The organism is Streptomyces sp. PSU-S4-23 (assembly GCF_055632315.1).
In genome coordinates, this window is the sequence record NZ_JBVMUU010000002.1 from 6,968,074 (window position 1) to 6,982,354 (window position 14,281).

Genomic DNA, 14,281 nt, shown 5'->3' on the forward strand with positions numbered 1-14,281 from the left:
AGCCCGGCCACGACGGCGCGGAGCTTCGCCGTCCCCGTGCCGGAATCTTCTTGCCGGACACGAACGCCAGTCGGCCACGGCGGCCTGCGCGGGGGCGCCGGATGCCGGACGGGACGGGGTGGGGCAGGGCCGCGCGGGCCCAGGCCTGACTCACAACTCGCCGAGTGCGTCCGGTTCTTGGCGCGGCCACTCGTGACGCCGGTTGTCCTCCGTTCTCGGGCCGCTATCGGTTGGGGGCCGTCCAGGGGAACGGGGCGAGGTCGGGCTCGACCCAGCTTGTGCGGGCCCGGGCGCCGGCCAGCGTCGTGGAGCGGTAGAAGCGTGTGAGCAGGCGCTTGTCCAGCAGCGCGGGATGCCGTTCGGCGAAGGTGGCGAAGTCCGGCCGTTCGTGCGCGGCTGCGTGGTGGGCCACCAGCTCCACCCAGGCCCGGCTGACCGTGACGTGGTACTTCTGGGGCGCCCCCGCGTAGCGGGCGGTGCGCTGGATGCCGTCGCTGACCAGGGCGATGGCCGCGGGCATGCCGACGCGGCGCACCGCCAGCCAGGTCAGGTGGACGTGTTCGCGGTGGCCGAAGGTGCCGGCGGATGCTGTTGCCTCGGCCATCAGCTCATCGAAGACACGGGTGTAGGTGTTCTCGCGCGCCCCGGGTTCGGTCTCCCTCATGGGGACACCTCGGCCAGGGCGCGCAGGACGGTGTGGAAGCCGGCGACGGCCTCGGTGGGCAGGCCGTCGAGCGCGCGGGCTTCCACGGCGGCCAGGGTCTGCCGGATGGTGCCGGCGGCCAGGCGGCCGGAGGAGGTCAGCTCGATGACCACGACCCGGCGGTCGCCCGGGCGGGTGCCGCGCGTGATGTGGCCACGGCGCTCCAGCCGGTCCAACACGCTGGTCAGTGTGGTCGGTCGGGTGCCGGCTGCGGCGCCGAGCTCGGAGACGGTCCGGCCCCGGCCGTCCGCCAGGATGGCCAGGGCGTTGATTTCGGAAGCGGTCAGATCGAGGTCAACCAGCTCGGCCATGAGGATCTGCAGTGTGGCATGGGTAGCGCGCTGCAGTGCGAGCAGTGCCGAACCGTACGGCGGCACGGAAGATGAAGTCACGATATCGGAATATACGAGATCGCAGTAACTGCTGCAAGCCGACCGCAATCGCTCCCCGGCCCGTACCGGAGCCCACTGGCTGAAGCGCCGGCTCACCACCGACCTGCCGGTCTACTCGACCATGACCCTCAACCTGAAGACGCATCTCCATACCCGCCCGGTCGGTGAGCGCCCATACGTCGAATCACCATGGACCGCGTGCGGGAGATCGCGGCGCCGTACTCCACTCCGGCAGTAGCGAGTAGCGAGCAGCGAGCAGCGGTGAGCGAAGCTCACGTGTACGGCGCACTTGAGGGGTGGGGCCTCCACGGTGGCTGACCGTTCGCCGGCGCTCGCTGGATCCGAGCACCGGCGCCCGCTCCAGACCCAGCCGCCGACCCCGCGGGGCGGCCGCCTGCCCGGCGCCCTGGAAGGCGGCTCAGGAGCATCGCCCGCGGTGGCCGCGCCGCGCACCAGGGGCGTCGCGCACCGACTTCAGTCGATGGACGCAGAGAAGTAACGCCGCGTCTGACCGGGGGCGTTGGCGGGCACTGTACTCTCCGGCGACCGCTGCGATCGGCCGCGTCGTCGACCCGGACTTCGGAGGATCCCCCTGTGCGCAGACCCCGTATCCTGATACCCCTGTTTCTGGCAGCCGTGTTCACGGTCGCCAACGCCTTTCTGAGTCCCCACACCGCGTCCGCGACCGTGCCGGACGCGCCGCACTGCTCCACCGCCGGCACCTGGCGCCAGGGTGAGCTCAACATCTACTGGTTCGACGTCGATCAGGGCGACTCACAGCTCGTCGTGGGCCCGACCGGCCGCACGCTGCTGATCGACCTCGGCGAGACCGCGTTCAACTCCACCGGCACGAACACCAACGCTACGCGCGTCGCTTCCGAGATACGCTCCATATGCGGCATATCCTCCGGGCCGGTGCACCTGGACTACGTGATGGCCTCCCACCAGCACCTCGACCACATCGGCTACGCCGGCAACCCCAACGACACCACCACGTACGGCAACGGCCTCTACCAGCTGCTGACCCCGCTCTCCTCCGGCGGCCTCGGCTTCACCGTCGGGCAGCTGATGGACCACGACGGCGGCGTGTGGAGCGACACCAACGGCGACAACGACTGCGACGTCGGCACGTCCGCCGCGCCCAGCACCGAGACCGCCTGGCACAACGCGGGCACCACCTCCCTGACCGCCAAGCGGTGGATCTGCTGGCTCTACGGCCCCTCGGGACAGGCCGACCGCGCCGACATCGACGGCAAGGTCCTGCGCATCACCAACGCGAGTACGTGGCCGTCGCTCGACCTCGGCACCGGCGTCGCCTCCAACGTCGTCGAGGCCAACGGCAAGGACGTCATGCAGGCCGACGGCACCACCCCGGTCAGCGGCGACCACAGCGCGGACGCCACCCCGCCGAGCGAGAACGACTACTCCATCGCGGTGCGCACCACTTGGGGGCCGTTCGTCTACGCCACCGCAGGCGACAGCGACGGTGAGTACTCCGTCAGCGCCAACGGCTACACCTACAACAACATCGAGAGCCTGCTCGCGTCGAAGATGGGCGCGGTCAACGCACTGCGCGCCAACCATCACGGCTCCGCGCACTCCTCCTCCGACGCCTATGTGAACTCCACCCACCCGCAGGTCGGCTTCATCTCCTGCGGCGTCAACTCCTACGGGCACCCGGGCAACCGCACCCTGAACGCCTTCCGCAGCGTCGGCGCGGACATCTACCTCGCCAACAACCCCTGCGACACCACCGACACGACCGGCGCGGCCATCGACTACTCCGGCACCTTCAACCACAACGGAACCGTGCACCTCGCCACCAGCGGCAGCGGCGCCGGCTTCACCGTCGACTACGACGCGGGCACCCGCACGTACACCACCTCGGGCAGCTCCGGCGGCGGCGCCGGGGACCCCACCCAGGTGAAGGTCAACGAGTTCCTGATGGCGCCTTCCTCCGGGACCGAGTGGGTGGAGCTGTACAACCCGACCGCGAGCACGGTGGACGTCAGCGGCTACTACATCGACGACGTCTCCGGCGGCGGTTCGCCCAAGCAGATCCCGTCGGGCACGACCATCCCGGCCGGCGGTCGGTGGGTGATGGACTTCGCCTCCGGGTTCCTCAACAACACCGGCTCGGAATCCGTACGGTTCCTGAAGATCGTCGGGGGCGTGGAGACCGTCTACGACACCTACTCGTACTCGCTCGGCTCGACGCAGTACGACAAGGTCTTCCACCGCGCCGGAGACGGCGGAACCTGGTGCGGCACCATTTCCTCCAACGTCACCAAGGGCACCGCCAACCCGACGAGTTGCCCATGAGAGCCCTGACCGTCCGGGTGGCGGTGGGCGCCCTGGCTCTGGTCGCCGCCGCCGTCGTGACCGCTTTCCTCGCCGCGGCCCAGGACCGGCCCGTCGGCACCCGGAGCGGCGACGGCCGGCTGGTGCTGATCAGCGGGCGGGACGACCACGGGCTTGTCGCCACCGCACGGGTCGCCCTGTACCGGCAGCCGGGCGACCGGACCCCGGTCGCCCAGGTGAAGGACGGCGTCCTGGCCCGGGTCCTGTCGGTGAGCGGCAGCCTGCTCCAGGTGCGCACCGTCGACGGCGCGTCCGTTCAGGGCTGGGTCGACGACTTCTACCTGCGCGGCACCGTCCACCTGGTCGGCCCGGCCCCGGCCTGCCGGGTCCGGCTTGGCGGCCGGTTGCTCCCCGCGGGGGAACAAGCGGTCGTCCTCGACGCGCGGGGCTCCGAGGCCCGCGTCCGTGACGTCCGGACCGGCCGGTCCGGATGGGTGCCCCGCTCGGCCGTACAGGAGCTGGCCCCGGCACCGGAGGCAGGATGCGCGAGGCGGAAGCAGGGGTACGACGAGCCGTGAGACGCCGCTGACCCCGGCCGCGGGTCCGGAAGGCCGTCGCCTTCCGGACCCGCGGCGCGGTTCCGAACGGGCCCGGCACGGGCCCGCCGCATGCTGGTGATTGCCTCTGGCCGGCTCCGAGCGGCTCGGGCCGAATCGGGGCCGAGTCCGGGCTGTGACCCCTGGAATCGTCGATGAAGGATTCAGTCCGTACCCGGTGTCCGCGCGGCGCCGGCGGCGTGGGCGCCGCCGCAGCGCTGACGGCTCTCTCCGAAGGCGTCGAGGTCGTCGTGGCGGAGCCCGTCGCGGCGCGCCGCGCACTCCTCGCCCGGTACGGTGCCACGGCCGTCGCCTCGCCGGACGACTCGATCCCGGCGGTGACCCACGCGCTGGACACCACGGGGCGGCCCGAGTCGATCGCTCGCGCACTCACCCTGCTCCGGCCGCACGGTGTGCTGGTGCTGGTGCTGGTCGGGCTCGGCCCTGCCGAAGTCAGCCTCGACGCACGGACTTTGGTGGTGCGTGGGCTCCAGGTACGCGGCTGCGTCGAGGGCGATGCCGAACCATCGGTCCTGATACCCGAACTGGTCCGGCGGTACCGGTCCGGGCTCCTGCCCCTCGACCGCCTGGTGACCACCTACCCCCTGGGCGACTTCGACCGGGCGGTGGCCGACCAGCAGGCCGGACGGACGCTGAAGCCGGTTCTCCTGCCCGGGAGCCGACGCTGACCGCGCGTACCGCCTTTCCCCCCTTCGACCATGATCTGGAACAGGAGTTCTGATGGCCGATGTGATCTCCGCGAAGCGGTCGCTGTACGAGGACGAGCACGAACTCCTGCGGGATACGGTTCGTGCGTTCGCCGACAAGCACGCCGCCCCGCACGCCGAGCGGTGGCGGGCCCAGGGCAAGGTCGACCGCTCGCTGTTCCAGGAGGCCGCCCGCGCCGGGATCCTCGGTTTCAACATCCCCGAGGAGTACGGCGGCGGCGGGGTCACCGACTTCCGCTTCAACGCCGTGATCGGCGAGGAGTTCTCGCGCCGTCCCGTGTCGGACGGGCTCGCGGGCGTGGCGCTGTCCAACGACATCGTCGTGCCCTACTTCACCGACCTGACCGACGACGAGCAGAAGGCCCGCTGGCTGCCCGGCATCGCCGCCGGGGAGCTCATCGTCGCGGTGGCGATGACCGAGCCCGGGACCGGCAGCGACCTGGCCGGCATCACCACCACCGCCGTCCGCGACGGCGACGACTACGTGGTCAACGGCAGCAAGGTCTTCATCTCCAACGGCCAGAACGCCGACCTCGTCGTCACCGCGGTCCGGACCGGCCCGGACCGCCACGGCGGGATCAGCCTGCTGGTCATCGAGGCCGATCGGCCCGGCTTCACGCGCGGTCGCAACCTGGAGAAGATCGGCCTGCACGCCCAGGACACCAGCGAGCTGTTCTTCCAGGACGTCCGCGTGCCGGCCGCCAACCGGCTCGGCGAGGAAGGCTCGGGCTTCGCGTCGCTGATGCGCAACCTTCCGCAGGAACGGATCTCGATCGCCGCAGGCGCCGTGGCCTCCGTCGAGGGAGTGCTCGAACGCACCCTGGAGTACGTCAAGGAGCGCAAGGCGTTCGGCAGGCCGATCGGCTCCTTCCAGAACACCCGCTTCGAACTGGCCGAGATGGTCACCACCGCCCGGGTCGGCCGCGCCTACCTCGACGACCTGCTCGCCAGGCACTCCCGCGGCGAGCTCACGGCGGTGGACGCCGCGGCCGCGAAGTTCTGGGCCACGGAGCAGTACGTCACCATCGTCGGGCGCTGCCTGCAACTCCACGGCGCCTACGGCTACATGCTCGAATACCGCATCGCCCACGACTACCTCGACTCGCGCATCACCACCGTCTACGGCGGCACCACCGAGATCATGAAAGAGATCGTCGGCCGCGACCTGGGGCTGTAGGCCCCCGCTGAGGCGCCCCGGGGGAGATCCTCCGCGCCGGCCACCGCGGTGTCCGAGCCCTTCCGCGCAACGTCCCGTCCCGAGAAAGGGGGTGTCGTGTCCGACGCCTACATGTACGACGCCGTCCGGACGCCGCGCGGCAGGAACCGCGGCGGCGCGCTCCACGGCACCAAGCCCGTCGACCTGGTCGTGGGACTGATCCACGCGATCCAGGAGCGCAGTCCCGCACTCGACGCGAGCCGGATCGACGACCTCGTGCTCGGTGTCGTGTCGCCGGTGGGCGAGCAGCGCGGCGGCATCGCCCGCACCGCCGCCCTCTGCCAAGAAGACCTTCTTCGCCGGCGGCGACCTGAACCGGCTGCGTGCGGGCAGCGCCGAGAAGGCCGCCGAGGAGACCGCGTACATCAACCGGATGAAGGGCTGGATGCGCCGGCTGGAACAACTCGGCAGGCCGGTCGTCGCGGTGCTGAACGGCACCGCACTGGGCGGCGGCCTCGAAGTCGCCCTCTGCGCCCACCACCGGGTCGCCGCCGACCTGCCCGGCAGCCGCTTCGGCCTGCCGGAGGTCAGCCTCGGACTGCTCCCCGGCGGCGGAGGCATCACCCGCACCGTGCGCATGCTCGGCCTGCACACAGCGCTCTCGGAGGTGATCCTGCCTGCGAAGAAGTTCACCCCCCGGGCGGCGCTGGCCCTCGGCCTCGTCGACGAACTCGTCGAGGACCCCCAGGAGGCCGAGGCACGGGCCCGGACCTGGATCGCCGAGCACCCCGGCGCGATACAGCCGTGGGACGCCAAGGGTTTCCGGCTCCCGGGCGGAGACGTGCGGAGCCCGGGTGTCGCCGCGACCCTGCCCGCGATGTCGGGGCTGTTGCGCAAACAGACCAAGGGGGCGCCGGTGCCCACGCCGCGCGCCGCCCTCGCCGCCGCCGTCGAGGGCGCCCACGTCGACTTCGACACGGCCTCCCTGATCGAGACCCGGTACCTGGTCAGTCTGCTGGCCGGCCAGGTCACCAAGAACATGATCAAGGCGTTCTTCTTCGACCTGCAGCACATCACCTCGGGCGCGAGCCGACCGGAGGGGTTCGAGCGCTTCGCCGCGGAAAAGGTCGGAGTCATCGGCGCGGGCATGATGGGAGCGGGGATCGCCCATGTGAGCGCCAGAGCCGGGATCGACGTCGTACTCAAGGACGTCACGCTCGATGCCGCGGAGCGGGGCAAGGACCACGCCCGGGGTCTGGAGGCGAAGGCGCTGGCGGCGGGCAGGACGACCCAGGACGGGGCCGACGCGCTCCTGGGGCGCATCCGGACGACGGCCGACGCCGCGGACTTCGGTGCGGTGGACTTCGTCATCGAGGCGGTCTTCGAGTCGGCACCGCTCAAGCAGCAGGTCTTCCAGCAGATCCAGGAGGTCGTGGAACCCGACGCGGTACTCGGGTCCAACACCTCCACCCCGCCGATCACCCTGCTGGCCAAGGGGGTGCGGCGCGAGCGCGACTTCATCGGCATCCACTTCTTCAGCCCGGTGGACAGGATGCCCCTGGTCGAGATCGTCCGCGGACGGCAGACGAGCGACGAGACGCCTGGCCAAGGTCTTCGACTACGTCCTGCGGATCGGCAAGATCCCCGTCGTCGTGAACGACTCGCGCGGATTCTTCACCTCACGGGTGATCGGCCGCTTCATCGCCGAGGCCGTCGCCGCCGTCGGCGAGGGCGTCGAGCCGGCGAGTGTCGAGCAGGCCGCGCTCCAGGCGGGCTATCCCACGGGCGCTCTCCAACTGCTGGACGAGCTGACCCTGTCACTGACCCAGAAGATCCGCATCGAGACCCGTGCCGCCGAGGAGGCCGAAGGCAGGACCTGGGTGGCGCATCCGTCGGAAGAGGTCGTGGACTGGATGATCGAGCAGGGGCGGACCGGGCGACGGGCGCGGGCCGGCTGGTACGACTACGACGAGTCCGGCAGGCGGCTCGGCATCTGGCCGGGCGTGCGCGAGCGGTACGGCTCGGGGCAGCGCGTGCTGCCGATCGAGGACCTCCAGGAGCGGATGCTCTTCGCCGAGGCCCTCGACGCCGTCGACTGCCTCGACAACGGCGCTCCGCATACCACCTTCCTCGGCGGAATACTCCGGTGCCCTCGCTGCCACCACACGATGACAGGCAGCGGCGGAGAACGGGGACGTATCTACCGGTGTCGGATCCGTGGAACGTACGGCAACGACGCCTGCCCCGGCGTCGTCGTGCGAGCCGAGCGTTTGGACGCCGCCGTCGAGGCGATGTGGCTGAGCCATGTGTCCGCCCTCGAACACGGGGACCCTGGCCTGGACGCGATCTGCTGCAGCACGACTACTACATCGAAGGCAGCCTCTCTGTAAAGCGGTTCCGTGAGCTCTCGGACGCTCAGACCGAGTTGATCGAGACCCTAGAGAAGGAGGCGGCGCGCCTCGCTATGGAGGCTGATCTGACCGTCTTCTTCGCGGATGGGGAGGCCCTGACCGAGGCGTGGGAGGAGTCGACACTTCAGGACCGCCGGATGCTGCTGGGATGTGTCCTGAAGTCCCTGACCATCACGGTGCCAAAGCACTCGGGTGACAGGACGCCGATCATGGAGAGACTCGTTCCCCAGCGGGTGGCTTGGCAGTGCATCGGGAGGGCGGTGGAGCAGGGTCAGCGCCATGCGTCGATGAGGTGGTCGGAGGTGAGGGTCGGGATGTCGCAGGCGGTGGAGCCGTTGCGGGTCACGGCGAGGAGCGGGGTGGTGGCGTCGGCGCCGGGGAGCTGGGAGCGGTGGGTGTGCAGGCGGGCGAGGTCGTGCTGGTCGAAGGGCTTGTTTTCCAGCCACTTGATGGAGCCGACTGCCGTGATCTCCTTGGCGACCGGTGAGCGGTCTGCGCCGACGATGTCGATTTCGGGGTTGTTGGTGCGGGTCCAGTAGCCCCCGATGGCCTGGGTGCCTGCAGGGAGGTGCTTGTCGATGAGGCGCCGGAGTGCTTCACGGACGACGGGTTCGATGGCGCGTCCGCGCCACGTCGTCCAGTTGCTGCGGATGGCGTCGAGGACGCGGTCGCCGCGGCCTCGTTCCACGGCGGGGATCCCGGGGCCGATGAAGGAGAGCCAGAAGCGGAGGTAGGGGTCCTCGATGCGGTAGCGGGTCTCGCGGCTGGGGCGGGTGGACAGGGGCAGGTCGGCGGCCACCGTGCGGCGGCTGGTGAGGAGTTCGAGGTAGCGGGTCAAGGAGCCGGGGTTGAGGTCCCCGGCAGCGCGGCCGATGAGGGTGAAGCTGCGCTCGCCATGGCCGATGGTGCCGAGAACGGTGCGGGCCTGGGCTTCGGTGGGGAACTCCGCGGCCAGGGTGCGTTCGCCGCTGACCAGGAGGGCGGAGGTGGGCTGGCGGAGGGCGATGTCCAGGTATTCCCACATACCTGCGCCACGAGGCCATTCCTTGAGGATGAGCGGCAGTCCGCCGCTGATCAGGTAGGCGTCGAAGGCGTCGGCCGCAGGCAGATCGCACATGGTGGCGACGTCGGCGGGGCTGAGCGGCGGGACGATCATCTCGGTGCCGCGCTGGTAGAAGGGACACCCATAGGTGTTGAGCTTCTCCATCATGGCGAGGTCGGACCCCACGAGGACCAGCAGTACGGGAAGCCTGGACAGAGTGCGGTCGAAGGCCTTCTGGAGAGCGCCTTCGAAGCTGGGGTCCTCACGAACGAGGTAGGGCATCTCGTCGAGGACGACGACGCTGGGCGAGTCTGCGGGCAGCGCGGTGGCCAGCATGTTGAAGGCGGCGTCCCAGGACTGAGGGGTACCGAAATCGTTGAAGCGGACGGCGTCAGGAAGGCTGGAGGCCGCTAGTTCGGCTCCGAAGCCCGCCAAGTCCTCCTCTTGTGAGCCTCCGACGGCCGTGAAGAAGAGGTTGGGCAGCCCGGAGCGATCGAGGAATTCTTCCACCAGGCGGGACTTGCCGACGCGGCGCCGGCCGCGAACGAGGAGCGCCCGGCCGGGGGGTCCTGTGCGGCTCTCGGACCGCACCTCGGCCATGAGGTCGTCGAGGCGGGCGAGCTCGGTGCGCCGTCCGATGAATCCGTTCACTGCCAGGTGGTCCCTTCCCCCCGGAGACACTTTCATTGAGGATACTTTCATTAATGAAAGTATGTCTGGATGCGGCGCGAGGATGTGCGACGGTGCAGTTGCGCAGCGAGTGGCCCTGAGGCCGGGATCAGCCCGCAAGCCGGCCGGCGCATGCTCGCCGTCGGCGCACGGAGAGAACGCCGACGCCGTCCCCGCGGGCGAAGCCCGCGGGGACGGCTGTGGCGGCCTGTACGGCAGCGGTGGCGACCGGGCCCAGCGCAGGGCCGGCACCGCTGCCGTGGCCGTCAGCAGGGGATTGCCATGGACGAGACCGCTCTGATGAGCAAGGTCGCAGCCTCCTCTTCAAGCGATCAGGCCGCCGGACGGGCACTGTCGCCCGGCTTGTCGGAGAACACACTGCTGGCCCGGATGTCTTCGGCCTCGAAGCGCATCAGGTCGTCCTTGCTCCAGGAGTGGCCCTGCGCGTACACCAGCCGGTGTGCCTGGCGCAGTCGGGCACGTTCCAGGGCGTTCCGGACGCTGCGTGCGTTCGAGAACCGGGGTCGCTCCATCCGGTGCGCCAAGTACTCACGGAACGCCTTCTCGGCACCGTCGGAGAAGTGGTACCTCTCCTCCGCCAGCATGAGGTCCGCGATCGCCATGAGTGCCTCGACGTCGTAGTCGGGGAACTCGAGGTGATGGGCGATCCGCGAGCTCATGCCGGGATTCAGCGAGAAGAACCCGTCCATCCGGTCCTTGTAGCCGGCCATGATGACGACGAGATTCTCCCGCTCGTTCTCCATGACCTGCAGAAGGATCTCGACGACCTCCTGGCCGTAGTCGCGCTCGTTGTCCGGCCGGTGCAGGTGGTACGCCTCGTCGATGAACAGAACACCGCCCATCGCCCGCTTGAGGACCTCTTTGGTCTTCGGCGCGGTGTGCCCGATGTACTGCCCGACGAGGTCGTCGCGGGTGACAGCGACCAGATGCCCGCGCTCGATGTAGCCGAGCCGGTGCAGCAGGTCGGCCATCCGCAACGCCACCGTCGTCTTGCCGGTGCCGGGGTTGCCGGTGAACGACATGTGCAGGTTGGGCCGGGTCGAGGTCAGCCCGAACCTTCTGCGCGCCCGGTCGACCAGGAGCAGCGAGGCGATCTCGCGGACCTTGACCTTGATCGAGTCGAGCCCGATCAACTCCCGGTCCAGGGCCTCGAGCACGGAGTCGACGTCGGAGCGCCGGCGCTCCGCGGCGAGATCGACGGTGGCGTCCGCGGCGAGCGGAGGTGGACCGTCGTCCGCCGGTTCGGCCACGGGTTGCGCTGCCAGGCGCTGGGGTCCGGTGGGCATCCCGAAGCCACGGCGGTGCTGTTCGGGTCCGGACTGGCTCATGACTTATCGAACCCGTAGCGGTCGCCGGTGGGCCGGTCGAGGGCGTAGTGGCGGGTGGTGTAGGAGATCCGCCGGTCCGAGCCCTCCTGCCGCTCGAGCCGGAACCCGGGGTCGTCCTCGGTCGGACGGTTGACGATGAACGACATCGCGGTCGTCTGCCGACCGAGCGACGCGTCGAAGGCGTTGACCCGGATGTAGCGGTTCGGGTAGTTCTTACGGCACTGGTTGACCTCGTACAGCACACCGGAGGCGGTGGTCTCGTCGAACATCGGCAGACCCCACATCTCCCAGTAGTTGTTGCGGGGGTGCGGGTCGTCGGTGAACTCCACCGACAGCGCCCAGCCGTTGTTCAGCGCGTACTGCACCTGTGCGGTGATCTCGTCGTCGGTGAGCTCGGGGAGAAACGAGAACATTCCCTGAGTGATACGCATTGTCTGTGCCTCTCCCTCACACCGAGTCCGGCGTCGCGACGACGTCGGGGGTATCGGTGGATGCGTAGTTGAAGCTGACGTCGCCCCAGGTGGACAGCGCCATGTCGAGCTCCCGGCTGTTCTTCGCCGCGGCCCGCAGGACGCTCTCGCCCTCCTTGAGCAGATCCTTGCCCTCGTTGCGGGCCTTGACCATGGCCTCCAGCGCGACGCGGTTGGCCGCGGCGCCGGCTGCGATGCCCATCGGGTGGCCGATGGTGCCGCCGCCGAACTGCAGGATGACATCGTCACCGAACAGGTCGAGCAGCTGGTGCATCTGGCCGGCGTGGATGCCACCGGAGGCCACGGGCATGACCCCGGGCATCGAGACCCAGTCCTGCTCGAAGTACAGGCCCTTGGTGGGGTCCGGCTCGACCTTGTTCTTGCGCAGGGTGTCGTAGTAGCCCAGGGTGGTGCCGCGGTCACCCTCGAGCTTGCCGATGACCGTACCGGCGTGGAGGTGGTCGACACCGGCCAGGCGCATCCACTTGGCGATCACGCGGAAGCTCACACCGTGGGACTTCTGGCGGGTGTAGGTCGAGTGGCCGGCGCGGTGCAGGTGGAGCACCATCCCGTTCTTCCGGGACCACTTGGCCATCGACTGGATCGCGGTGTAGCCGACCGTCAGGTCGATCATGACGATGACGCTGCCGAGCTCCTTCGCGAACTCCGCGCGCTCGTACATGTCCTCCATCGTCGCCGCGGTGACGTTGAGATAGTGCCCCTTGATCTCACCGGTCTCGGCCTGCGCCCGGTTGATCCCGTCCATGCAGTACAGGAAGCGGTCGCGCCAGCGCATGAAGGGCTGCGAGTTGATGTTCTCGTCGTCCTTGGTGAAGTCCAGGCCGCCGCGCAGACCCTCGTACACCACCCGGCCGTAGTTGCGGGCGGAGAGGCCCAGCTTCGGCTTGATGGTCGCGCCGAGCAGCGGACGGCCGTACTTGTTCAGGAACTCGCGTTCCATCACGATGCCGTGTGCGGGGCCCTGGAAGGTCTTGGTGTAGTGCGGGGGAATCCGCATGTCCTCGAGGCGCAGGGACTTGACCGCCTTGAACCCGAAGACGTTGCCGATGATCGAGGAGGTGAGGTTGGCGATCGACCCCTCCTCGAACAGGTCGAGCTCGTAGGCGATGTAGGCGATGTACTCGCCCGGTCGGCCCGGGACGCCCTCGACCTTGTAGCACTTGCCCCGGTAGTTGTCGTGGGCGGTGAGCCGGTCGGTCCACACCACGGTCCAGGTGGCGGTCGAGGACTCGCCGGCCACGGCGGCTCCGGCCTCCTCCGGCGGAACACCCTCTTGCGGAACCATCCGGAACGCGGCCAGGACGTCGGTGGCCTTCGGCTCGTAGTCGGGCCGCCAGTACCCCATCTCGGTGTACGGGATCACCCCCGCGCTCCAGCGCCCGCCGGTTTCCTTACTTGTTGTCATGTCCTGCTCCCCTTGAGGTGTAGCGTCCAGCGATGCTCGAATGAGTTGTCGTTGGTTGTCTTGCGTACTTCCTCCGGGAGTTGAGCATCTCCCGGTCCACGTCAATGCCGTGCGCCGCTCTCGCCCTTGGCTGCCATCGCCGCTTCCTTTTCGGGTCCTCCCTGGGGCGACCACCTCAGTCTCGGCCAGCGACAGATCAACCACAATTGAAAGTTCTCTGTCTTCTCATAAAGGATCAGTTAACTATGGCGGCGGCGAACGACCTGTCGGCGGCGGCCACCTGGGTCCGGCTGCAGACCTTCATGGCGGTCTACGAGACCGGCAGCGTGCGGGTGGCCGCCGAGGCACTGCATGTGACGCCGCCCGCGGTCTCGGCCGCCGTCACGGCGCTGGAGTCCGCGCTCGGCACGACGCTGTTCGGCAAGGCAGGTCGCGGCATCGTGCCCACCGACGCCGGGGAGACCTTCGCCGGGTACGACGTCGTTCGCACGGACGCATCCGCACGTCGAACTCTCGCTGTCGGTGCTGCCCCGGGACGAGCTGTTCTCACTCGCGGCCGACCATGCCGTCGACGTGGTGCTCGCCGGCCGCCCGCCGCGGGGATCCGGCCTGGTGACCAGGGCACGGCGCCCGAACCGGTTGGTCCTCGTCGGCCGGCTGCGGGACGACCCGCTGACGACGACCTGGCTGCTGACCGCCCTCGGCTCGGGCACGCGCGACACGACGCTGTCGCTGCTCAGCGGGCTGGAGGCAGCGCCGCCGCTGCTCACCCTGGGCAGGGTCTGTCAAACGAGCGGGTCCTACAAGATTTTCGTAGTCGGTGATCGCTTCAACTCGTCTGTACTGCTGGCCATTTGGCGGTGGCAGGCTGGTTGTGTGTGTTGTCGTGGTGGGGGACCTGTTGCCACAGCTGGCCGCGGTGCAGGTCGAGCGAGTGAAGGTCAGCGGCGATCTGCTGCGGATCACGGCCCGGACCAGGGATGACGCTCCGGCAGTGACCTGCCCCACCCCTCAGGTTCCAGTTCTGCTGGCTGACTG

Annotated in this window: 12 protein-coding genes and 4 pseudogenes; 10 read left to right on the forward strand and 6 right to left on the reverse strand. The window is 69.4% G+C overall.

What is annotated here, in order from left to right:
* Positions 1-223: 223 nt before the first annotated feature.
* Positions 224-664 carry a hypothetical protein gene (locus tag ACZ79I_RS31680; protein ID WP_471501860.1) on the reverse strand — a complete coding sequence of 147 codons (441 nt, stop codon included), beginning with the start codon at positions 662-664 and terminating at the stop codon, positions 224-226.
* On the reverse strand, positions 661-1,095 hold the full coding sequence (locus ACZ79I_RS31685) for a MarR family winged helix-turn-helix transcriptional regulator (RefSeq protein WP_471501862.1): 435 nt from the start codon (positions 1,093-1,095) through the stop codon (positions 661-663). Before ACZ79I_RS31685 ends, ACZ79I_RS31680 begins: the two co-directional genes overlap by 4 nt.
* Before the next feature lie 91 nt (positions 1,096-1,186).
* Between ACZ79I_RS31685 and ACZ79I_RS31690 the strand changes: the two are divergent.
* From ACZ79I_RS31690 to ACZ79I_RS31725, 8 genes and pseudogenes are all read left to right on the forward strand, one after another.
* Positions 1,187-1,279, forward strand: a pseudogene (locus tag ACZ79I_RS31690) (DUF2199 domain-containing protein); the annotation flags it as partial.
* A 410-nt stretch (positions 1,280-1,689) separates the two neighbouring features.
* Entirely contained in the window at positions 1,690-3,417 is a 1,728-nt protein-coding gene (locus ACZ79I_RS31695; RefSeq protein WP_471501864.1) for a lamin tail domain-containing protein, read from the forward strand.
* Positions 3,414-3,974, forward strand: a complete 561-nt coding sequence (locus tag ACZ79I_RS31700) for an SH3 domain-containing protein (protein WP_471501866.1) — start codon at positions 3,414-3,416, stop codon at positions 3,972-3,974. The genes ACZ79I_RS31695 and ACZ79I_RS31700 overlap by 4 nt, the downstream gene beginning before the upstream one ends.
* Positions 3,975-4,147: 173 nt before the next feature.
* Entirely contained in the window at positions 4,148-4,681 is a 534-nt protein-coding gene (locus tag ACZ79I_RS31705) for a zinc-binding dehydrogenase (RefSeq protein ID WP_471501868.1), read from the forward strand.
* A 52-nt stretch (positions 4,682-4,733) separates the two neighbouring features.
* Positions 4,734-5,897, forward strand: a complete 1,164-nt coding sequence (locus ACZ79I_RS31710; protein ID WP_471501870.1) for an acyl-CoA dehydrogenase family protein — start codon at positions 4,734-4,736, stop codon at positions 5,895-5,897.
* Positions 5,898-6,008: 111 nt separating this feature from the next.
* A pseudogene (locus ACZ79I_RS31715) lies at positions 6,009-6,215 on the forward strand (acetyl-CoA C-acyltransferase); the annotation flags it as partial.
* Positions 6,160-7,416 (forward strand): annotated as a pseudogene (locus ACZ79I_RS31720) (3-hydroxyacyl-CoA dehydrogenase NAD-binding domain-containing protein); the annotation flags it as partial. The pseudogenes ACZ79I_RS31715 and ACZ79I_RS31720, both read left to right, overlap by 56 nt.
* A gap of 112 nt (positions 7,417-7,528) precedes the next feature.
* Positions 7,529-8,266: a 3-hydroxyacyl-CoA dehydrogenase family protein gene (locus ACZ79I_RS31725; RefSeq protein ID WP_471501872.1), complete on the forward strand. Its 738-nt coding sequence runs from the start codon at positions 7,529-7,531 to the stop codon at positions 8,264-8,266.
* A gap of 292 nt (positions 8,267-8,558) precedes the next feature.
* Here ACZ79I_RS31725 and ACZ79I_RS31730 read toward each other — a convergent pair whose 3' ends face one another.
* The 4 genes from ACZ79I_RS31730 to ACZ79I_RS31745 form a co-directional block, all read right to left on the reverse strand.
* Complete coding sequence (locus tag ACZ79I_RS31730) at positions 8,559-9,980, reverse strand: ATP-binding protein (RefSeq protein WP_471501874.1); 1,422 nt, start codon at positions 9,978-9,980, stop codon at positions 8,559-8,561.
* Between the two features lie 350 nt (positions 9,981-10,330).
* Positions 10,331-11,347, reverse strand: a complete 1,017-nt coding sequence (gene cbbX, locus ACZ79I_RS31735; protein WP_471501876.1) for a CbbX protein — start codon at positions 11,345-11,347, stop codon at positions 10,331-10,333.
* Entirely contained in the window at positions 11,344-11,760 is a 417-nt protein-coding gene (locus tag ACZ79I_RS31740; RefSeq protein WP_471501878.1) for a ribulose bisphosphate carboxylase small subunit, read from the reverse strand. The genes cbbX and ACZ79I_RS31740 overlap by 4 nt, the downstream gene beginning before the upstream one ends.
* A 34-nt stretch (positions 11,761-11,794) precedes the next feature.
* Complete coding sequence (locus ACZ79I_RS31745) at positions 11,795-13,243, reverse strand: form I ribulose bisphosphate carboxylase large subunit (RefSeq protein ID WP_471501880.1); 1,449 nt, start codon at positions 13,241-13,243, stop codon at positions 11,795-11,797.
* A gap of 302 nt (positions 13,244-13,545) precedes the next feature.
* Between ACZ79I_RS31745 and ACZ79I_RS31750 the strand changes: the two are divergent.
* Together ACZ79I_RS31750 and ACZ79I_RS31755 are read left to right on the forward strand one after the other, a co-directional pair.
* A pseudogene (locus ACZ79I_RS31750) lies at positions 13,546-13,644 on the forward strand (helix-turn-helix domain-containing protein); the annotation flags it as partial.
* A 121-nt stretch (positions 13,645-13,765) separates the two neighbouring features.
* Entirely contained in the window at positions 13,766-14,227 is a 462-nt protein-coding gene (locus ACZ79I_RS31755) for a hypothetical protein (protein ID WP_471501882.1), read from the forward strand.
* The last annotated feature ends 54 nt before the right edge of the window (positions 14,228-14,281 follow it).